Below are 21,225 nucleotides of genomic sequence, written 5' to 3' on the forward strand. Positions count from 1 at the left end.
GCGATGGCTTGAGACATTGTTCCGCTCGCGACCTGTTTGAACCAAAGGCGTAGCAATTGCGCAAGGGTATGGAGCAACCAAATGGAGTGGGTGCTGCCCTGACGGTCTAAAACGATGCCGCAGCGATCGTTTCCGACCCATCAGACATATTCGCCCGGAACGATGTTGATCGTTTACTCTGGAAGCGGGAGTTTGAGGGTCATCATGCCGTGAAGTCGTCGATCGCCTTCGCGAGATTGTGGGTCGTGTAAGGCTTTTGAACAACAGTTGTAGAGCGATGGTCCATCGGCAAGTTTGCCTGCTCGCCATATCCGGACGCGAAAAAGAACGGGATCGCCAGTTCGCGCAGTCGATCCGCGACCCCGAAACTGGTCTGGTCCCCCAGATTGATGTCGAGGATCGCATAGTCGATCTGCTCGCTGTCGAGGATGTCGTGAGCGGCCTCCGGCGTGGATGCCGTGAAAACGGACGCCCCGAAGCGGTTCAGGATGTCCTCAGCGTCCAGCGCGATGATCAGACTGTCTTCAACCAGCAGCACCGTTTTCGTCCCGAAATGCGCCGTGTCGATGTGCTGCTGGCTTGAGACCGATCGACGCGGTTGGGTGATGGTGGCGATATCATGGTTTTGCGGGCGTGACACATGCCGGGCGGGGATGACGAAATGCGCAGTGATACCGTCAACCGCATAGTCGATGCTCGCCCTGCCGCCGAGGTCATAAGGAACAGATCGATTTACGATCGTCGTCCCAAAACCCTTGCGCTTGGGAGGTGATACTGGCGGGCCGCCAACCTCGCGCCACGTGAATTCAAGATCGCCCGTCAGGTTGCGAGACCAGTCGATGTAAACCTCTCCCGTCCCGGACAGGCTTCCGTATTTGGTGGAATTCGTCACCAGCTCGTGAACGACCAGCGCCATGGTCGAATAGGCCTGTGGATTGAGCAGCACCGGTTCGCCTTCAGCAATGATCGCGCTCTCCCGGGTGGCCGCGAATGCAGCCGCTTCGGCGTCTATGAGCGCGTTGAGCGGGGCCGGCCCCCAATGGTCGTCCGTGATCTGATTGTGCGCGCGGGCCAGCGCGTGAATGCGACCATCGACCAGCTTCACGAAGTCCTTCACTTCGGGACTGTCGGGCTGCGACTGCCTGATCAGGCCCCGGATCACGCCGAGAATGTTCCGGACGCGGTGATTGAGTTCCGCGATCAGCATTTCTTGTCGCGCCGTCGACTGTCTGCGTTCTGCTGCGGCCTCGTCGGCGAGACGCAGGACAACCTCGATCAATGTTGCCCGCAACGTCTCGGCCACGCGCTGCTCGGTTCTGGTAAAAGGTTCGGCGCGACCGTGCACGTCTTCCTGCCATTCAGCGAAGCTCTCGCGCGGTGTCAGGCGCGGCCCGTTTGGACCATAGCTGACCGGCTTGTGCGGATCACCGGCCCATCGAACAGACTGTTTTAGTTCGGATCGGAACAGGATCACATAGTCGCGGGGCGAACGGGAGATCGGAATCGCCAGCATGCCTGCTGCCCTGTCGGCGAACTCCTCGGCGCCGTCGATCAGCCCGCCGATATGATCGGTCGTGAAGACTCTTCCAGCTGCAAGGCCATTCAGCGCGCGAACGATCCGCCTGAAATCTTCGGTCGGCGGGGTTACGCCGGAAAATGCATAATTGCCGTTGATCCATACGCCGACACCGGTGGCAGGAATGGCATTGGTCAGGATATCACCCAGCCAGTCAGGGTCGTTGAGCAGGGTCTCGTCCGATGCTACTGCTCCCAAAAGCTGATCGGATATATCCCGTGCACGGCGTTCGTATTCGACTGCCTGTCGGCGTTCGCGGGATTCGAGGCGCATCGCGAAATTCTCGGCGAACTGTTCGCACACAGTGCGCCGTTCAAGCGTCGGAGATCGGGGCGAGTAATTGTGGCAGGCGAACAGGCCCCACAATTCGTCATCGACGATGATCGAAATCGACAGTGAGGCGGCTACGCCCATGTTCTTGAGATATTCGATGTGGATAGGCGATACGGATCGCAGCACCGACAGCGACAGGTCCAGCTGCTGGCCGGCCGCGTCAATCACAGGAACCACAGAGATCGGTTCCGCCTCTACGTTGCGGATCACGCGAATAAGGTTGCGCTTGTAGAGCGCGCGCGCCTGCAGCGGTATGTCGCTCGCAGGGTAGTGCAAACCGAGAAAGTTGCCGATGCCTGGCTTGCAGGCCTCGGCTACGACCTCGCCCGCGCCGCTGGCGGCGAATTTGTAGACCATCACACGGTCGTATCCTAGCAAGGAGCGAATTTGCCGCGCGCCCTCGCGATAGAAGGTCGACATGTCTTTTGTGCGGTTGAGGCGGGACATCATGGCGCGAACCGAACTGATGCCGTCGTTGCCAGCAGGCGAGCCTGGCTCCATCTCGATGACGATAAGGCCGTTCGACATATGGAGCGCGATGTCGAACAACTGCCCGGAGGTTCCCACCTCGCGTCCGTAGAGCCGCTCAACCATGTCAGGCTCGATCAGATACGACAGCTTGTTTCGAAGATCGTGCACCAGCTTGGCCGACACATAATCGGGCAGCGGACAACCGATAAGCTGATCTGGATCATGATTCAGCAGATCTCGGATGTTGGATGAGACGCGCGAGATCATCCAGTCGCTGCTTACTGCGATTAGAAATCCAGGAGATTGGATAGCGCCGAGAAGGTGGATCGGCTCGCGATCACAGTTCGTCAGGTCCACTTTCTCGAAGCTGTTCACATTGTCCCTTCAATGTCCTTGCGCAGGGTTACGCCTGAAGAGGGCACGCTGACCGCGCATCGAAAATGCATCTTCCCAAAAATTGAGGCTGGTGTCGATCCGATGCAGTTAAAACCAGGGCCGCTTCAAGCAGCCTTCGGCCTCATCGTTCCCCCCGTCGCCCTCTTCAAAACCTCAGTCAGCATGTTCAACCGATAAGGCTTGGGGCAAGCCAGCGCACGCGGATAACGCTGCTTCACTTCTCGCGGTTCGGCCTGGCTGGTGTGGAAGATGATCGGCACGCCAGCCTTTTCCAGCACATCGGCCAGCGGATAGACCTCGCCATCGCGGATGTTCACATCCAGAATGGCGCAGTCCGGGAGATGGCGCCCAATCGCCTTCAGGGCGTTTTCCCGGTCCGCATAGGGGCCATCGATGGCATAGCCCAGATCCTGCACCGTTTCGGTCAGGTCGAGGGCGATAATGAACTCGTCCTCCACGACCAGCACGGTGGGAGGGCCGTCATCCTGATGGTCGGCCATGGGCGGTTACCTTTCCAGATATTCATCTAAGCTGTTGTTCAACTAGGATAACCCGGAAAGGTGGGATTCAGTTCCCGCCGATAATGCTCACAGCTTGCCGAATGCGCCTTCATATCCGGCGATGTCGCCGGCCGCGAGATGGCGGGCCTGTTCCACCCAATTGTCCCGCCGGATGCGGCCCTGGAAACGGCCCAGTCCGGCATCGACCCGGTCGATCGCGGCATCATCCCAGGCCGCGATTTCGGCATAGCTGGTGATATTCATCTCCCGCAGGATATCGGCGATCTTCGGGCCCAGGCCCTTGATCCGCGTCAGATCGTCGGCACCGTCTGTTGCCGGTTCTGGCGTCTGCGGTGTCGTTACGGGGGCATCCACGGCGTCGAATGGTGCAATCGGTTCTTCCAGAGAAGGTGCTTCGGTCGGCGTCACCGGGATGGCCTGATCGCTTGGCGGCGGGGCAGGCGGGGCAACGGGAACGGGCGTCGCAACCGGCGCTGCCGGCACGGGCTGGGCAGGCGGCGGCATTCTGTCGCGCAGGGCGGCGGGTGGGGCGTCGATCAGCGCCTGGTTGCGCTTTGCCGGGCCGGTCTCCTCGGCGGGATCGCGGTCCAGTGTCACGCGCGTGCGGCGGCTCGCCGCGAAAATCCACCAGGCTATGATCAGCCCGATAATCAGCGCCAGTACAAACAGGACCCAGTTCTGGGTCACCAGATCAGCCATCGATATTCTTCCCGCTGCTATCACGTCCCCAGATCAACCAGCCCAGGCACAGCCCGGCCGCATAAACGAACAGCAACAGCACGAACAGTTCCAGCCAGATTGGCATATCCCGTCAGATCCGTTCCCTGTCGCCGGCGCGCGCGCCATCGGCGTGGTTTTCCGAGTTGGGCGGCAGATCCGCCCGTAAGTTACCCTAGAGCTTGTGCCGGGCGCTTGGCAATGCGCGGGGCTTCAACGCGGTCCCGGCGTATCGACCGGGGTGGGGTGGATCGGATCGGTCGCGATCACCGAAAATTCGATCCGGCGGTTGGCCGGGTCCGATGGCGGCAGGCCCTCGGCCGGTTCGCTCGATCCCACGCCGCGCACGCGGATGCCGTCATCGGGAATGCCCCGCGCCAGCAGGGCCTGCTGCACCGCCATCGCCCGTTCGCGCGACAGGGCCAGATTGCCCGGTTCAGGCCCGGATGCATCGGTGTGGCCGGTGATGGCGATGATGCTGCCCAGGCACGGGCGCAGTGCCGTGGCCACCTCATCCACCAGGCTCTGGCTGCCGGCATCGATCCGGGCAGAACTTTCCTCGAACCTTATGGTCCGCGCGCGCAGCAGGAACTGCACATCTTCCTGGCAATGCAAGGGCTCGACCCGGTCGACCACGCCGATCGCGCGCGCATCGCCATCGGCCCAGCGAATGCCGCCCACGCCGGGCACGGCTGCCACCGCCTTGGCCGCCCGGGCGCGGATCGAATCCTTCACCCCTTCGCCGCCGGACAGAACCGGGTGGCGGCTGGGCAGACCACTGGGGGAAATGAAGCTGGCGCGGATGCTGCCGGCGCCCGGCACCGTGGCCAGCGCCTGCTGCGCCGCATGGGCAAGCCGATCGGCCAGGGCCGTGCCCGTGGTCCGCGCGCCGATCGCCGCCAGCGCGACAATGGCGAATATGCCCAGGATCAGCGGAACCAGCGGATGGCGCAGAAAGATCATGGATCATGTGTACCCGCCCCGATGCGCTTGAACAGGGGCCGTGCGTGAAATCCTGCAGGATCGCCCCGGCACCGCCGCATGGTGGTGCCGGGGCAGGCGATCAATTGGATGATGACAGCGCCCCGGCTACGCCCACCAGCTTCAGGAATTCCTGCCGCCAGTAATCGGCATGATCGCTGCCTGCCAGTTCGGCAATCTGGCCATAGCTGTATTGGGCCAGCAGGGGATCGGCGCGCAGCTTCTGGCCATAGGCGGCCACCGCCGTGGCGAAGGCCATGTCGCCGCGCGGCAATGCCGCCCGCGCCAGCCCGGCGGCGGGCACGGCCTGGGAAATCTCCCGCGATGTCGTGCCGTCGGGCATTTTGTAGCGCAGCTTGACGAAGGCCATTTCGCCGCCGGTTCCGGCCGGGCGGGGCGGGGCTTCATAACGGCGCGGCTGGATCCAGCCGGTGCCGCCGGCCGGCACCACTTCGTAAATCGCGGTCACCTGGTGCCCGGCGCCGATATCGCCGGCATCCACCTTGTCATTGGTGAAATCCTCTTCGCGCAGGGCCCGGTTCTCATACCCGATCAGGCGATACTGGCTCACCTGCGCCGGGTTGAATTCCACCTGGATCTTCACATCCTTGGCGATGGTGAACAGGGTGGACTGCATTTCGTCGGACAGCACCTTTTCGGCTTCCAGCGCGCTGTCGATATAGGCGTAATTGCCGTTCCCGTGATTGGCGATCTGCTCCATCATCGCTTCATTGTAATTGCCGGTGCCGAACCCCAGCGTGGTCAGGGTGATGCCGCTGTCCCGCTCACGCTCGATCAATTCGACCATTGATTTCTGGTCACTGATGCCGACATTGAAATCGCCATCGGTGGCCAGGATCACGCGGTTCACGCCATCGCGGATCATCGCCGTGCGCGCCGTGTCATAGGCCAGCCGCAACCCGGCGCCCCCGGCGGTCGAACCCCCGGCGCTCAGCTGGTTCAGCGCCGCGCGGATCTGCGCCTTGTCGCTGGTGGAGGGAAGCACCAGCCCGGCCGCGCCCGCATAGACGACAATCGCCACCTTGTCCTGCGGCTGCAATTGCTCGGTCAGCCGGGTCAGCGCGGTCTTCACCAGCGGCAGCTTGTCGGGGCTGTTCATCGATCCCGAGACATCCAGCAGGAACACCAGATTGACCGGCGGGCGGGATTGGCGCGGCAGATCATATCCGCGCAACCCGATCCGCAGCAGCCGGCTGTTGGGGTTCCACGGCGTCTGCGCCAGATCGGTGGTCACCGAAAACGGCCGATCGCGCTGATCCGGCTCCGCATAATCATAGCGGAAATAATTGATCAGTTCCTCCGTCCGCACGGAATCGCGCGGGGGCAGGGCGCCACCGGTCAGGAACCGCCGGGCATTGGCATAGGCGCCGGTATCGACATCGACCGAAAAGGTCGAAACCGGTTCGGACGCGACCAGCTTGATCGCCGAGACCGCTTCCCCGTCATAGCGTTCACGCGACGGATCGGGCTGGACCGGGGCGGGCCGGATATAGGTGCCGGTCGGTGGCGGCACCGGCGCCGGCCGTCGTGCAACGGCAGACGCAACCGGAGAGGATGATGGGTGCGGTTCCCCGCTGATCGCCGCTATCGGCGATGAGGAGTTGAAATCCTGTCGCTGAATTCTCGAACCCGTGACCACCATCGAACCATCCTGCGTCACCAGTGGTGGAGGCGGTGGTGGCGGTGGCGGCGGGGGAGGCGGAGGAGGAGGTGGTGGTGGGGGCGGTGGGGCAGGCGGTGGTGGCGGCGCCTCGGCAATATCATTGTCCCCCGATCCCCCCGGCGCGGCGCAGGCCGTGATCAGAGCAAATCCACAAACGGCGGCAAGCAGGCTGCTGTTACGCATCGTCGTCCTCTCCCCAATGAGGCTTGATGGCGCAAAATTGTCGCTCGCGAATTGAACCGCAGGTGAATATTCGTCGGCGGGAAAACCCCGAAGATCAGCCTTTGATGGAAAGATCGCCCGCTGTGGCGGCGGCGTCGCTTTCTGTCTCATCCGTGGCCACCTTGCGGCGGAACAGCATCCGGTCTTCAGGGCCGAAGCCGCGCGTCCAGATGATCCAGCAATACACGCCCAGCATCACCGGAATGCCGACGATCAGTTCGGCCCATTCGGGCAGGCGGATGATGATCTGCCCCACCACGATCGCTGCGGCAGAGGCCCAGACCAGCGCCCAGCGCCAGTTGTTGACCGGATATTTCAGGATCCGGCTGAGCATCACCGCCTTGACGAGCGAGGAGAAACCGAGCGCCAGCATCAGCGATCCGGCGGCCAGGGCCCCGCGCATCGTGTCGCTCAGGTTCAATTCGCTGGCCAGCACCATCGCCCCCACGGTCAGCCCGGCCTGCAGCAGGATGGTGGCGACCGATACCCACAGATTGCGCAGCCGGGCGACATAGACCAGCGCCGCTTCCGAAACGACGGCGGTGGCCGCCACCACTTCGGCGGCCAGCAGGAATATCAGCGCCGCCGTCCCGCCCACGAAATTCGGGCCGACCAGCCCCATGATCGCTTCACCCGGAATGCCCAGCGCCAGCGCTACACCGGCCTGCGCGGCGGTGATCCAGAAACCGACCTGGCACACCTGCTTGGCAATGGCGGCGTAATCATGTTCCTTCAGCTTGCGGGTCAGCACAGGGCCAAGGATCGGCTCGAAACTGCTCTTCAGTTTCTGCGGCAGGCTCGCCACCTGTTGCGCCACATAATAGATGCCCACCACGGTCGGCGTGGCGAACAGGCCCAGGATGAAGATGTCGAGCCGCCTTGTGCCCCATTCGATTCCGTCGGCGGCCGCCAGCGGCAATCCGCGATAGACCAGATCGGCCATGCGCCGCAGGCTCGGCCGCCAGTTGCGCGGCAGGCCATAGCTGCGCAGAAACGGGATCAGCGCCGTCAGCAGCGCAGCAAAGACCGACAGCAGATAGGCCATTGCCAGCCCGCTTTCGGGCACGATCAGGAACATGACCCCGGCCATGATCGAAATCGTCCAGGGTTCCACGATCGCCCGCGCCCGCACGGTGGCGGCAATGTCATAGCGATAGGCTTGCGCCGCCAGCAGCACTTCGGTCAGCGCCAGCGCGGGTATCGCCAGCACCAGCCACCGGTCATAGGGGCCATAGATCCCGCTCGGGAACATCGGCGCCGGGAACAGCCACAGCACTACCCCGGCCAGCGATCCGGCCAGCAAAGCCACCAGCAGCCCATCGGCCACCTGCCCGCAATGGTCGCCATCGGTGTTGGACAGGCGCTGCGCCAAACCGCGCTTCTCGCCCATGGTGCAGATCATCGCCAGCAGCTCGACGAACACCAGCGCGGATGCGAACCGGCCCAGCGCATCGGCGCCATATAGCCGCCCGGCAATGAACAGGAACGGCAGGCGCGCGGCCAGCCGCAACAGGAAGCCGAACAGATTGGTCCGTCCGCCCTTGGCCAGCGCTTCGATATCGCCGCCCGGCTCGTCCGGCTTCGGCGTTGCCGTCACGCGGTGGGGCTTTCGGCGCGGAGCGGGCGGGCCAGCAGCTTGCTGGCGATCTCGCGCGCGGGCGCACCTTCCAGCAGGCGGGCGACGGCGGACACGATCGGCATGGCGATGCCGTGATCGGCGGCCAGCGCCTCGAGCACGGGCGCGGTATGCGCGCCTTCGGCCACGGTGCGGCGGTCAGCCATCAGCGCGGCCGGATCGGCCCCTTCGCCCAATGCCTTGCCGAGGGAGAAATTGCGGCTGGAGGTGGACGAACAGGTCAGCACCATGTCCCCCAGGCCGCACAGCCCGGCCAGCGTGTCGCGCTGCGCGCCCAGCGCTTCGCCGAACCGCATCATTTCGGCATAGCCGCGCGCGATCAGGGCAGACCGGGCATTCTGTCCCAGCCCCAGCCCGTCAACCACGCCGCAGGCGATCGCCAGCACATTCTTGACCGAACCGCCCACTTCCGCGCCGATCACATCGTCGCTGTAATAAGGGCGGAATGTCGGGCGGGCGAGGGCCGGGGCAAGCCGCTGCCACTGCGCCTGCCCGCCGCCGCAGGCCAGCGTCACGGCGGTCGGCAGGCCGGCGGCCACTTCATGGGCAAATGTCGGGCCGGAAAGCACGGCGATATCGCTGCCGGGGGCCGCATCATGCGCCACGCCATGCATCATCCGCCCGGTGCCGGCCTCGATCCCCTTGGAACACAGAACCAGATCGCGCGGAAATCCGCCATTCGCGGTTCCCATCGCCGTCAGCGTGGTGGCCAGATGCTGCGCTGGGGTCACCAACAGCAGGATGGTGCAATGCCGCAAGTCCTCGAACCGGCTCGTCGCGGTGATCGCGGGGGACAGTTCGGCATCGGGCAGATAGAGCGTGTTGCGCCGTGTGGCATTGATGCTGGCGGCCAGTTCGGCTTCGCGCATCCACAGCAGCACGGGTCGCCCGTCGCCCGCCAGCATTTGCGCCAGCGCCGTGCCCCAGGCACCTGCACCCACGACGCCGATGGTCGCGCCCGATCGTGTGGTTTCTGCTGCGGTCATGCCTTCACTCCGGCGCCACGTGCGGGCGCAGCGTCGGGGTCCAGCGGCCAGCGTGGCCGCGCGGCGATATCCAGCGGATCGGGCGGGCTGCAGATGGCGATCCGTTCCAGTCCGGCCCAGGCGATCATCGCGGCATTGTCGGTGCACAGCGCCAGCGGCGGGGCGACAAATCGCAAACCATGGCTGGCGGCCAATTGTTCCAGCGCGGCGCGGATGCTGCCATTGGCGGCAACGCCCCCGGCCACCACCAGCGCCGTCACCGGTTCGCCCGGCATGCCGGCCAGCGCACGGGTCGTGCGGTCGATGATGCAGTCGACGGCCGCCTGCTGGAAACTGGCGGCGATATCGGCGGCTTCATATTGCCCGCTGTCACGCGCGCGCATCACTGCGCTCTTCAGCCCGGCAAAGGAAAAATGCGGCTCCGCGCTGCCGAAAAGCGGGCGGGGCAGGGGCACCGCGCGCGGATCGCCCTGCGCGGCCAGCCGTTCCATCGCCGGCCCGCCGGGATATCCCAGGCCCAGCAGCTTGGCCGATTTGTCGAAAGCTTCGCCCAGCGCATCATCGATCGTGGTCGCGAGGCGCTTGTAGCGGCCCGGCGCATCGACACGCAGGATCTGGCAATGCCCTCCCGATACCAGCAGCAGCACATAGGGATAGGTCAACGTGGCATCGGCCAGCCGGGGGCTCAGCGCATGGCCTTCCAGATGGTTGATCGCCAGCAGTGGCTTGCCCGTCGCCATGGCCAGCGCCTTGGCCGTCACCAGCCCGACCATCACCCCGCCGATCAGCCCGGGGCCGGCCGTGGCGGCGATGGCGTCGCAATCGTCCAGGCTCAGCTTCGCTTCGCCCAGCACCCGCGCGATCAGCGGCGTCAGTCGTTCGGCATGGGCGCGCGCGGCGATTTCCGGCACCACCCCGCCGAAGGGCGCATGCTCTTCATCCTGGGAGGCGATGGCCTGCGCCAGAATGCGCCGGTCAGACGTGACCAACGCTGCCGCAGTTTCGTCGCAGCTGCTTTCGATGCCCAGCACGGTCGCCATGTGCGGGTTCCACTGGACGTAAATGGCTTTTAGAGCAAGACGGGCCTTATGGCTGATACACCACTTCTCAAACTTGGCACCCGCAGTTCCCCCCTTGCCATGGCCCAGGCGCATGAAACTCGCGCCCGGCTTTGCGTCGCTCATGGCTGGCCGGAATCGGCCATTGCGCTGATCCCCGTGCTCGCCAGCGGCGATAAAATCCAGGATCGCCCGCTCGCCGATATCGGCGGAAAGGCGCTCTGGACCAAGGAACTCGATCTCTGGCTGGCCGATGGCAGCATCGATGCCGCCGTCCATTCGCTCAAGGATGTCGAAACGCTGCGTCCGGCGGAACTTGCCATCGCGGCGGTGCTGCCGCGGGAAGACAAGCGCGACGTGCTGATCGGCGCGGCCAGCCTTGCCGATCTGCCGTCCGGTGCGATCATCGGCACCAGCGCCCCGCGTCGCGCGGCCCAGGCGCTGCACGCGCGGCCCGATTGCCGCATCGTCAGCTTCCGGGGCAATGTCGCCACCCGGCTGGCCCGGTTGGAACAGGGGGAAGCGCATGCCACCTTCCTCGCCGCCGCCGGTCTGCGTCGGCTCGGCCACCCGCTGGCCGAACATCCCGGCGATGAAGGCACCGGTCATGCGCTGGCGGCCGCCGACTGGCTGCCCGCACCCTCGCAGGGGGCCATCGCCATCGAATGTCGGGCCGATGATGCCACCACCCCCGCGCTGCTCGCCGCGATCGATCACGCGCCCAGCCGGGCGGAGGCAATGGCCGAACGCGCGCTGCTGGCGGCGCTGGGCGGCAATTGCCACAGCCCGATCGCCGTGTTGTGCGATCTGGACGGCGATCATCTGCAGCTGCGCGCGGCGTTGTTCAGTCCGGACGGCACAGACCGGGTCGAAGCATCGGCCCGCTTCGCCGTCAGTGACGGCCTCGCGCCGGCGCGGCTGGCCGAAGAACTGCTGGCCCGGGCAACGCCCGCGATTGCAGAGAATTTTTCCGGTCCCGCCGTTGCATGACCACGCTCTGGGTGATCCGCCCGCAACCCGGTTGCGCGGACACCGTGGCCGCCGCCCGGGCGCTGGGGCTGACCGCGCAGGCGCTGCCGCTGTTCCATATCGGTGCCCGTGACTGGCAGCCCCCTGATCCGGGTGAGATCGACGGCCTGCTGCTCGGCAGTGCCAACGCCCTGCGGCATGCCGGCGATGCGATCCATCGCTTCGCGGGCAAGCCGGCCTGGTGCGTCGGCCAGGCTACGGCAGATGCTGCCCGGGCGGCCGGGCTGACTGTGGCCGCAATCGGCGTGGGGGGATTGCAGCAGGTGCTTGACGCCTGCCCGCCATCACTACACCTGCTGCGGCTCGCGGGGGAGGATCACATCGATCTGATCGTGCCCCCCGCCATCCGCATCACCACGCGCATCGTGTATGGCAGTCAGGCTTTGTCGCTAAATGGTCATGCGGCGGCCCAAATCGGTGCCGGGGCGGTGGTGGCGCTGCATTCTGCGCAGGCAGCGCGTCATCTCGCGCGCGAATGTGACCGGCTTGGCCTGCCGCGATCGGCGGTTGCACTGGTTGCACTGGGCCCCCGGATTGCGGCGGCGGCGGGCCCCGGCTGGGCCGCCGTCCGCGCGGCCGATCACCCGCGCGACGCCGCGCTCTTGGCTTTGGCGCGTCAGATGTGTCATGACGCTGCGGCAAGACACAGCGATCCGGGCTAGCCGGCTCGTCCGGGCGCGACGAAGGGTAATATGGAAGATTATCAATCCTTTCCCAAGGAAAGCACCCAACGCCCAGGGCGGTTCCGGGCGCTGATCGTCGTCATTCTGGCCGCCTTCCTGCTCGGGATCGCAGCCGCCTGGCTGATCGCCCGCTCGGTCGATCTGCCTGATTGGGACATGTTCCGTTTCCGCCAGGAAGCCCCCGCTCCGCTACAGCCCAACGTGCCGCTCACCGCCATCGCCCCCGTCGTCGTTCCGCCAGTCCCCGGCGATGAAGTCCGCCGCGCCACCGTCGCCGTAGAACGCGTCGCCGAACAACAAGGCGGTATAGATCAACGGGTTGCGGCCATGGAGCAGCGGCTTGCGCGGCTCGATCTGCAGTCCCAGGCGGCGGCCGGAAATGCCGCCCGCGCCGAAGGTCTGTTGATTTCCTTCGCCACCCGCCGCGCCATCGAACGCGGTGCGCCGCTCGGCTACCTGTCCGATCAACTGCGCCTGCGCTTCGGCGATTCCCGCCCCAACGCCGTGCGCACGGTGATCGACGCTTCGCAAAATCCCATCACGCTGGACCAGCTGATCGCCCGGCTCGACGGGCTGGTCGCGGTGCTGGTGAAGGCGCCCGCCAATGAATCCGCCGGCGCCTGGCTGTCCCGCGAATTGGGCGAATTGTTCGTCGTCCGCCGCGAAGACGCCCCGTCACCCGCCGCCAACCGTCGGCTGGAACGGGCGCGGATGTTCATCGAAAGCGGCCGGACAGAGGCGGCCGTGGCGGAAATCCGCCATCTTCCCAATGCGGAAGAAGCGCAGAGCTGGATCGCCGACGCCGAACGTTATGCCGCCGCCCAGCGTGCGCTCGATCTGCTGGAAACCACCGCCATCCTCGAACCGCGCGAACTGCGCGACGGCAGCGGCAACCGCATCGAACAGCTGAGCCCCGGCGCACCCGGTCTGGGAGACTAGAACTCCCCGCAATTGCTCGGTGCTGGATACCGGGCGAAGCGGGCGCCGATCCAGTCGAGAACGGTTTTGGCCTCGGTCCGCGCGACCGTGGAGTGTTCGCCATTTTCGAAGGAGAAGTAGCTGATTTTCTTGCCTTGCGCGCAGGCTGCGCGAGCGAAATCCTCCACCACTGCGGGTGCCACGATCACATCGCGCAGCCCGGTGGCGATCAGGGCGGGGACGGGGATCGCGGCGGGGGAGGGGCTGTTTTGCCGCATCAATTGGCCCCAGGGTTCCACGGACGCCAGATCCAGCCGGCGGATCGCGCGCTGCACTGCCAATATGCCGATGATGGTGCCCAGGCGCGGCTTGGCGTCGAATTGCACGCAATTGTTGTCGGCCAGCCGGGTCATGACATTCTGGGTCTGCCGCGAACCGAAGGTCGACATCGGCGCGCCATAATAGCGGGACCAGGCGGTGGCGGTGTAGGACGTCAGCAGCGCGCGCACGCGGGCATCGCTGCCTTCCTGGAAATTGCGCGGCAGATCGGTCGGCGGCACGATCGCGGCGATGCCGACCAACTGCAGATCCGGCGCATAGTCGCGCCACAATTGCCCGGTCCAGAGCGCTGCGTGTCCGCCCTGGGATTCGCCCCACACGGCAAAGCGCGTGCCGGCATCCGCCTCTGCAATTGCGCGATGGGCGCGCACGGCGTCGAGCACGGAGCGGCCCTCGCTCGTGCCCACCAGCACGGGGTGGACCATGTCCGATCCCAGCCCCGGATAATCGGGCGCAACCACGGTGTAACCCTGGCTGATCACCTCGCTCAAGGATGGGATCATGGTGAAATTGGTGGTGCCCAGGGATGGCGCGCAGCGCTGGGCGATGCCTATCAGCCCATGGGTCCAGGCCAGCACCTGCGGTGACGGGGCACGGTTCTTCGGGGCGATCACCATGCCGGTCACCGCGATCAGCTGGTTGTTGTCGGCCGTGGTCCAGTATCGGATGCGCCAGGCGCGCATGTCGGCGGGGGCATCCGCAACCGGCGATGCCTCGATCAGCTCGCCCGCCCGTTGCGCCAAGGCCGCCTGAGGCAAAAGCGCGAAGAGCGCTGCCAGCAGAAGGCCGATTTTCGTCAGACAGGCACGCATAACGCCGCTCCCCGGATGAGAGCGGCACGATAGCACGGCGGCGTTCAGCCTTGCAGCAATTCCGGCAGCTTGCCCGTCACGCCGCGCGCTTCATCCATGAACCAGCGCTTGAGCGGCGGCGTGCGCTGGATTGCGCCCATGCCCAACCGGCGGATCGCGCTGGGCAGGCGGCCGGGAATGCCGAACAGCCGGGTCAGCCCATCGGTGGCCAGCGCCACGCTGAAACTGTCGAGCCCGCGCCAGCGTTCATAGCGCGCCAGCAATTGCGCGTCGCCCGGGTCCAGCCCCAGCCGCATGCCGTCCACCAGCACTTCCACCAGCGCGCCGACATCGCGCAGCCCCAGATTGAGGCCCTGACCGGCGATCGGGTGGATGCCATGAGCGGCATCGCCGATCAGCGCCAGCCGCTGCCCGGTGATGCGGGCGGTATGATGGAAACCGAGCGGATAGGACGAACGCGGGCCATCGGCGGCAATCGCGCCGAGCACGCCATGCATGCGACGTTCCACCTCGGCCAGGAAGGCGCGTTCGGACAGGGTCAGCACACCGGCGGCATCCTCTTCCGAAACGGTCCAGACCAGCGCGCTGCGATGGCGGCCCTGATCGTCATCGCGCAGCGGCAGCAGCGCGAAGGGACCGGCGGGATAGAAGATTTCCCAGGCCACGCCGTTGTGCGGTTTCGCGTGGGTGAGGCCCGCAATGATCGCGCGGTGGCGGTAATCCCATTTCGCCACCACCAGCCCGGCATCGTCACGGGTGGGCGACTGGCGCCCTTCGGCGGCGATCATCAGCGCGGCATTCAGCCGCGTGCCATCGGCCAGCACTGCATGCACGCCATGTTCGTCGCGATGGCGTTCGGTCACATTGGCGCGCGAATGCAAGGCGATCAGCGGTTCAGCGGCGGCGGCTTCATGCAGCGCCAGGCGCAGCTGGCGGTTGGCGAACATGCGCCCCAGCGTGCTGTCACCCTTTGCAGGGGTGAAATCGAGCCGACCGGGCTTCATGCCATCGGTCACCGCGATGCTTTCGATCGGGCAGCCATGCTGTTCCAGCGCGTCGGCCAGCCCGATATTGGTGAAGAGGTTCCAGCTGGCGGTGGAAATGGCGCTGGCGCGGCCATCGAACCCTTCTGCCAGCAATTCCGCCGGATCGGCCCGGTCGACCACATGGCTGGCCATGCCACGGCGCGCGGCGGCCAGCGCCAGCGTCATGCCTACCAGGCCGCCACCAAGGATGAGGAGTTCGCGCTTGTCGCCCATGGCATGCAGCCCTAGATCGCCCGATACCATGCGCGCAAGCTTCATGCCGTTCATCCGGGCGATTCTCGCCATTCTGTTGCTGGCGCCGGTACTGGCCGCAGCATTCCTGCCCACGCCAGCTTCGGCCCAGATGGCTGAGCAGCCGGACCGGATGGATCGCGGCGCCGCCTCCTTGCAGGTGGAAGCGCCGCCGGCCCCCGGTGAATCGACCGATCTGGCGCTGCATTTCATCCCGCAACCGGGCTGGCATGGCTATTGGGCCAATCCGGGCGATGCCGGGCTCGGCATGGAGCTGGAATGGACCCTGCCGGATGGCTGGCAGGTCGATGATTTGCGTTATCCGCTGCCGCATCGATTGGTGCTGTCGGGGCTGATGAACCATGTGTTCGAAGGCGATTATGCGGTGCTGACAGCGCTGCGCGTGCCCGCCTCGGCCAAGCCGGGGCGCTATCCGATTTCGGTGTTCGGCCGTTGGCTGATCTGCAGCGATACGCTGTGCGTTCCCCAGCAAGGGCGGCTTTTTGCAGAAGTGACCGTTACCCCGGCCAGTGCTAGCCAGGCCAGCGTCAGCCAGTCTAATGCCCAGTTCGACAATTGGCGTGCAGCGCTGCCGCCGCTGCTCGATCAGCAGGCGCATTTCGGCTGGACGGCGGACCGGTTGCAGATCGCCATTCCGCTGCCAGCCTCGCTCACCTTGGCTGAGCCGCATGTCTTTATCGAACAGACCAAGGCTGTCGATTACGCCGCGCCGCAGCTCTTCCGTCGGCAAGGCGATATGCTGGTTGTGGAAATCCCGCGTGGTGGGCTGAAGCAGCAGCCCGATGCCATTTCCGGCATGCTCAAGCTGGACGGCGCCGGCGGCGGCATTCGCTTTGCTGCGCAGCCCGGCGAAGTGCCTGCGGGCGGGGAGGTCATTGCCGGCAGTGCCAGTACCGATGCCACCGCGCCGTTGTGGCTGTTGCTGGGCGGGGCGCTGCTCGGCGGGTTGGTGCTCAATCTGATGCCCTGCGTCTTCCCCATCCTCAGCCTCAAGGCGCTGACTCTGGCCCGCGCGGGCGGGCAGGACAGTGGCGCCAAGGCGGATGCGCTGGCCTATACCGCCGGCGTGGTGCTGGCCTGCCTGGCTCTGGGTGGCCTGCTGCTGGCGTTGCGGGCGGGGGGCAGTGAAATCGGCTGGGCCTTCCAGCTGCAGGAACCCGGCGTGGTGATTGCGCTGCTGGTGCTCGCCGTGCTGATCGCGGCCAATCTGGCTGGACTGTATGAATTGCCGTCGCTGTCCTTCACCCGTTCGGGCGGGCGGCAGAGCGGCTTTGCCACCGGGCTGCTCGCGGCCTTCGTGGCCACGCCTTGCACCGGGCCCTTCATGGCCGCCGCGCTGGGGGCGGCGCTGCTGCTGCCCTGGTGGCAGGGGTTGGTGCTGTTCGGCGCGCTGGGTCTGGGTCTGGCGCTGCCATTCCTGCTGCTCGGCTTCGTGCCGCCGCTGCGGCGCATGCTGCCCAAGCCCGGCAAATGGATGGATGTGTTCCGCCGCATCCTGGCCGTTCCCATGATCCTGACGGCTGCAGGCCTGCTGTGGCTGGCCTGGCGCCTGGGCGGTCCGTGGTTTGCGGTGCTGGGCATGGTGCTGGCCGGGTTGGCGCTGCTGGTGATGATCCTCTGGCGCCGCGCCGCGATGACCGACGGATCGAAGCCGTTGGTGCTGGCGCCGATTGCTGCGGCGCTGCTGGTTGCGGCCTTCCTGCCGCGCGCCTTCGTCCCGCCGCCCGCTGCTGGCGACAGCATGCTGTCGCCCGTTGCCTATGATGCTGCCGGTCTGGCGGCGGCGCGCGCCAGCGGGAAACCGGTGTTCCTGTGGTTCACCGCCGACTGGTGCCTGACCTGCAAGGTGAATGAGAAAGTGGCCATCGAACGCGAAGCCACGCGCGATGCTTTCGAGCGGGCGGGCGTTGTGGCGATGCGTGGCGACTGGACCGTGCGCGACGCGGAAATCACCCGCTTTCTGACCGACCACGGCGCGGCCGGTGTGCCGCTCTATCTGTGGTATCGCCCTGGCGCAGAAGGCGAACAATTGGGTCAGGTGCTGACGCCGGAGAGTCTGGTGGAGCTGGCGGATCAATCTCGACGCTAGCTGCACAAAAAATCGGGGTGGGCCATTGGCCCACCCCGACATCTTCGGAATTAGATCCCGTCCACGCTTTTGCTGACGAGGATGTTCACGGCAACGCGGCGGTTCTGCGCCTTGCCCTGATCCGTATCGTTGCTGGCCAGCGGATCCGATGCGGCCATGCCAGTCGGGGTCAGCATGCGATAGGGTTCCCAGCCGCAGGCCTGCTGCAGATGGTTGACCACGCGGCCGGCACGGCGTTCGCTCAGCGTCTGGTTGAATTCCGGATCACCGGTTGAATCGGTGTAACCCACGACCAGCAGCAGGGCGTTTTCGGTCGAATTGGCCTGGGCCGCTGCGGCGCAGAGATCCGCCTTCGCGGCTTCGCTCAGCACGGCCTGGCCCACGTCGAAGTTCACATTGGTGGTGGCCTTGATGTTATATTTGTCGATGTCGCCCATCCGGCCGCGCAGCGCCTCGGTGGCGGCGGTCTGTTCGGCGAAGCCCTGGGCGGTGCCGTTGCGGATCATCGATGCAATGCGCAGATCCTTGTTCTTCAGATCGATCCGGCTGGCAGCCAGACCGCCACCCCATTCGACGGTGCGGACGGTAACGGGCAGGCCGTTGAGCAGCGAATCCGTTGCGAGCCGGTCACGGCCCAGGCCCAGAAAGCCGCCGCTGGCCTTGATTTCGGTGACATCGCCAAAGGCAATGACCGTGCTGGTGCCGTCGGTGCTGGTAACCTGCACCCGGTTGCCCGATCGTGCGGAAATCACGCCTTCGATTTCCGGCCCTTCGGTCAGGCCGCTCAGATCGTCGGGAAAGGACCCTTCCACCGTGGTCAGGACGGAACTGTCCGATGCACTCTGCGGCGCGCTGCCGGCCGGGTTCAGCTCCTGTGCGGAAAGGCCGCCTGCAACGGGAACAGTCAGTGCTGCCAGCAGGATCAGACCTCGGCGCTTGTTCGAAATAACCTTCATAACCCTACTCCTTCAATCGTCACCGGTGCTCGCTGGCACGCAAGGTGATCGCGATTTCCGCCTGAAAGCCATTCCCCGGTGATGGCATTTCCGACGACATGAGCCCCCTCCAATTGCTTGTCCAAGATCGACATAACCGCACCGGACAGTGCGGAGTTCCTGGGTGTTCAGAAAATCCTGTCGGTTGGATGAACGTAAGGGGAGAGAATCGCGCCAGGGCAGACGACCCGGTTGAGTCGCGCGGTGAACTGTGTGGCAGCAATGTGGCAGAGCGCGGAAAATTGCCCTGCCGACCAGACTATTTTCCGGTTCGACGTGCATTCCAGCTCGCGCGATTCCGGAAGGCCGTCAGTGCACAAGGGGCTGGCAGCCGCATCGGGCGACGCGAGTCTATTCTGCCGCCGTATCGGGTGCTGGGGTTTCCTTTGCCTCCAGCGCCGCCGCCACCTTTTCCTGTTCCGCTGCCTGCTGCACGCGACCGCGGGCCCGGCACCAGCTGATGAATTCTCCGGGTACATGGCTGCCGGCGATCACCAGCGTGCCACCGCCGGGCAGGGTGGCTTCCATTTCGCCGCGACCGGTAAAGACATTGAGCTGCGGATCAGCGGACGGCAGCGTGCCTTCCCAGACCCAGGCTCCCTTGTCCACGGTCGCATCGACTTTCAGCCGCACGATCACACCATTGCCGATGATCGGCAGCAGGGCCTTCTGCCCCGGTCGGGCGGGCAGGTGGCGAATGAACGTAACCTGCGTCGGATCTTGCCGGATCTTGCATTCGAGGGAGAACATCGGCGGGCCACCGTTCATGCCGAACCGAATGGATTGCCCATCCTCGCTCACCGCCCATCGGGCCTCCTTCGTGTCGGGGGAAGCAATCGGATCTGCGGCGGTGCGTGGCAGTTCGTCGAGCGCGATCCGCTCGGTCTGGCTGGCGTCTTCGCTTTCCTGGCTGTTGCTGCCGTTGTTGCAGGCACCAAGCAGGGCGCAACCGGTGAGGACAAGAAGCAGGCGTGCAGGCAGGCGGGGGCGCAAGATCGCGGTCATGCGCGCCTGATGGGGGCAGTACGCGCCGGTTTCAAGCTCGGGTGGTATCGCCGCCCCGTGCATCGTCATCGATCTGGGGAAAACCGGCATCGCGGAATCCGGCGTGGCGAAGCCTGGGCGGCGGCGCATGCGCCTGTCTTTTTCCGCCGGTGGCCGATCTGCGCAGCTTTCCCGAATTCTTGCCCCAGGCACTGGCGATCCAATTGACCGGCTGCGCGGCAGAACCGAAAAATGCGCCTGCGAGGGGGCTGTGTGTGCCCACATTATCGTTGACGGAGTGCATGTGGTGGCAGGGATTTCGCGGCGCGGGCTGTTTCCTCTTCTCGGTGGCGCGGCGGCGTTGAGCCAGGGCACCATGCTGCGCGCCGCCCTGCCGCAGCGAGGCATGCGGGTGGCCGTGATCGGGGCGGGTATCATCGGCGCCTCGATCGCCTACCATCTGGCGCGCGACGGGGCGATGGTCACCGTGCTGGAGAAGGAAAAGCCCGCAGCCGGCGCCACCGGCGGCAGCTTTGCCTGGCTCAATGCCGGCGGCAAGCGCCCGCATCCCTATTACATGCTCAATTTGCTCGGCATTCTCGGCTGGCATCGGCTGCAGACCGAACTGGGACATGACGCTCTGCCGATGCAGTGGAACGGCTGCGTGCAATGGCGCAGTGGGGCCGATGTCGCGCAGCGCACACAGGCTTCGATCGAACAGCAAATGGCCTGGGGCTATCCCTCGCAAATGATCGATGCAGCGCGCCTCTCCGCGTTGATGCCGGGCTTGAACCCAGGCGCGGTCGATGTCGCCAGCTTCTGCCCGGCGGAAGGCACGGTCAATCCGCGCGTCGCGACAGAAGCAATGCTGGCCGCTGCTGAAACCCTTGGAGCTACGGTGGAAAGCCCGGTCTCGGTCACCGGATTCGATGCGGGCGCAGGCCCGGTGCGCCGCGTCCTGACCGGCGGCGGCGCGCTGGATGTCGATGCGGTGGTAATCGCTGCCGGTCTGGACAGTATGCCGCTGTCCGCCATGCTCGGTGCCCATGTGCCGATCGAAACCAGTCCCGGCATTCTTGCCCATACCGAACCCGGCGCCAATGTCCTGCCCCGGCTCGCCTTTGGTGCGGGCGCCAATATGAAACAGCCGCCCGATGGTGGCTTTGTCACCGGTTCCACATTCGCCGGCACGCCGGACATGGCCCCGACGCGCAAAAATGGCGAACGTCTGCTGGCAGCCGCACGCACCTATGTCCCGGCGCTCCACGATTTGAAGCTGGACTGGGTCAGCATCGGCCATCGTGTGCTGCCGAAAGACAGCTTCCCGATCGTCGGCCATCTTCCCGGCAAGACCAATGCCTATGTCGCGGCCATGCACAGCGGCATGAGCATGGCCCCTCTGATCGGCGAACTGGCCGCCACCGAAGTGCTGGGCGGGCCAAAGGCGGAGCTACTCACGACCTTCCGCCCGGATCGGTTCGCGGGATAGGGGCAGGC

At 65.6% G+C, this 21,225-nt stretch carries 17 protein-coding genes; 5 read left to right on the forward strand and 12 right to left on the reverse strand.

The genetic code is table 11. The features are described from left to right. Positions 1–202: 202 nt before the first annotated feature. From GRI97_RS09615 to tsaD, 8 genes are all read right to left on the reverse strand, one after another. A complete protein-coding gene (locus GRI97_RS09615; protein ID WP_161390984.1) occupies positions 203–2,755 on the reverse strand; it encodes an HWE histidine kinase domain-containing protein in 2,553 nt (850 codons plus the stop codon). A 125-nt stretch (positions 2,756–2,880) separates the two neighbouring features. Beyond that, positions 2,881–3,276 carry a response regulator gene (locus GRI97_RS09620; protein WP_235917751.1) on the reverse strand — a complete coding sequence of 132 codons (396 nt, stop codon included), beginning with the start codon at positions 3,274–3,276 and terminating at the stop codon, positions 2,881–2,883. An 87-nt stretch (positions 3,277–3,363) separates the two neighbouring features. Further along, the gene (locus tag GRI97_RS09625; protein ID WP_161390985.1) at positions 3,364–3,996 is read right to left on the reverse strand and encodes a hypothetical protein; all 633 of its coding nucleotides are present in this window, start codon (positions 3,994–3,996) and stop codon (positions 3,364–3,366) included. 231 nt (positions 3,997–4,227) lie between these two features. After that, positions 4,228–4,977: an OmpA family protein gene (locus tag GRI97_RS09630; protein ID WP_161390986.1), complete on the reverse strand. Its 750-nt coding sequence runs from the start codon at positions 4,975–4,977 to the stop codon at positions 4,228–4,230. Between the two features lie 100 nt (positions 4,978–5,077). Then, positions 5,078–6,529 carry a vWA domain-containing protein gene (locus GRI97_RS09635; RefSeq protein WP_328598530.1) on the reverse strand — a complete coding sequence of 484 codons (1,452 nt, stop codon included), beginning with the start codon at positions 6,527–6,529 and terminating at the stop codon, positions 5,078–5,080. A 427-nt stretch (positions 6,530–6,956) separates the two neighbouring features. Then, the gene (locus tag GRI97_RS09640) at positions 6,957–8,498 is read right to left on the reverse strand and encodes a lipopolysaccharide biosynthesis protein (protein ID WP_328598531.1); all 1,542 of its coding nucleotides are present in this window, start codon (positions 8,496–8,498) and stop codon (positions 6,957–6,959) included. Continuing rightward, positions 8,495–9,523, reverse strand: coding sequence for an NAD(P)H-dependent glycerol-3-phosphate dehydrogenase (locus GRI97_RS09645; RefSeq protein ID WP_161390987.1), 1,029 nt, complete (start codon positions 9,521–9,523; stop codon positions 8,495–8,497). The genes GRI97_RS09640 and GRI97_RS09645 overlap by 4 nt, the downstream gene beginning before the upstream one ends. Continuing rightward, positions 9,520–10,563, reverse strand: coding sequence for a tRNA (adenosine(37)-N6)-threonylcarbamoyltransferase complex transferase subunit TsaD (tsaD, locus tag GRI97_RS09650; protein WP_161390988.1), 1,044 nt, complete (start codon positions 10,561–10,563; stop codon positions 9,520–9,522). The genes GRI97_RS09645 and tsaD overlap by 4 nt, the downstream gene beginning before the upstream one ends. A 48-nt stretch (positions 10,564–10,611) precedes the next feature. Here tsaD and hemC point away from each other — a divergent pair, with 48 nt between their 5' ends. From hemC to GRI97_RS09665, 3 genes are read left to right on the forward strand one after another with little or no spacing between them, the layout of a single operon-like run. Continuing rightward, entirely contained in the window at positions 10,612–11,571 is a 960-nt protein-coding gene (hemC, locus tag GRI97_RS09655; protein WP_161390989.1) for a hydroxymethylbilane synthase, read from the forward strand. Further along, positions 11,568–12,272, forward strand: coding sequence for a uroporphyrinogen-III synthase (locus GRI97_RS09660; protein WP_161390990.1), 705 nt, complete (start codon positions 11,568–11,570; stop codon positions 12,270–12,272). Before hemC ends, GRI97_RS09660 begins: the two co-directional genes overlap by 4 nt. Positions 12,273–12,302: 30 nt before the next feature. After that, the gene (locus tag GRI97_RS09665) at positions 12,303–13,232 is read left to right on the forward strand and encodes an MICOS complex subunit MIC60 (protein WP_161390991.1); all 930 of its coding nucleotides are present in this window, start codon (positions 12,303–12,305) and stop codon (positions 13,230–13,232) included. Here the strand turns inward: GRI97_RS09665 and GRI97_RS09670 are convergent. Together GRI97_RS09670 and GRI97_RS09675 are read right to left on the reverse strand one after the other, a co-directional pair. Next, positions 13,229–14,293, reverse strand: coding sequence for a lipase family protein (locus tag GRI97_RS09670; protein WP_161390992.1), 1,065 nt, complete (start codon positions 14,291–14,293; stop codon positions 13,229–13,231). The genes GRI97_RS09665 and GRI97_RS09670 overlap by 4 nt on opposite strands. Positions 14,294–14,406: 113 nt before the next feature. Beyond that, positions 14,407–15,666, reverse strand: a complete 1,260-nt coding sequence (locus GRI97_RS09675; protein WP_235917752.1) for an FAD-dependent monooxygenase — start codon at positions 15,664–15,666, stop codon at positions 14,407–14,409. Between GRI97_RS09675 and GRI97_RS09680 the strand changes: the two genes are divergently transcribed. After that, on the forward strand, positions 15,650–17,749 hold the full coding sequence (locus GRI97_RS09680; protein ID WP_161390993.1) for a protein-disulfide reductase DsbD family protein: 2,100 nt from the start codon (positions 15,650–15,652) through the stop codon (positions 17,747–17,749). The genes GRI97_RS09675 and GRI97_RS09680 overlap by 17 nt on opposite strands. Before the next feature lie 50 nt (positions 17,750–17,799). Here GRI97_RS09680 and GRI97_RS09685 read toward each other — a convergent pair whose 3' ends face one another. Both GRI97_RS09685 and GRI97_RS09690 read right to left on the reverse strand, forming a co-directional pair. Then, positions 17,800–18,705: an OmpA family protein gene (locus tag GRI97_RS09685; protein WP_161390994.1), complete on the reverse strand. Its 906-nt coding sequence runs from the start codon at positions 18,703–18,705 to the stop codon at positions 17,800–17,802. A gap of 390 nt (positions 18,706–19,095) precedes the next feature. Next, positions 19,096–19,749 carry a hypothetical protein gene (locus GRI97_RS09690; RefSeq protein ID WP_161390995.1) on the reverse strand — a complete coding sequence of 218 codons (654 nt, stop codon included), beginning with the start codon at positions 19,747–19,749 and terminating at the stop codon, positions 19,096–19,098. Positions 19,750–20,035: 286 nt separating this feature from the next. On the opposite strand from GRI97_RS09690, the gene GRI97_RS09695 reads away from it, so the two are divergent. Then, complete coding sequence (locus GRI97_RS09695) at positions 20,036–21,217, forward strand: NAD(P)/FAD-dependent oxidoreductase (RefSeq protein ID WP_161390996.1); 1,182 nt, start codon at positions 20,036–20,038, stop codon at positions 21,215–21,217. Positions 21,218–21,225 lie beyond the last annotated feature (8 nt).

This window comes from Croceibacterium xixiisoli (assembly GCF_009827305.1).
Classification (GTDB): Bacteria; Pseudomonadota; Alphaproteobacteria; order Sphingomonadales; family Sphingomonadaceae; genus Croceibacterium_C; species Croceibacterium_C xixiisoli.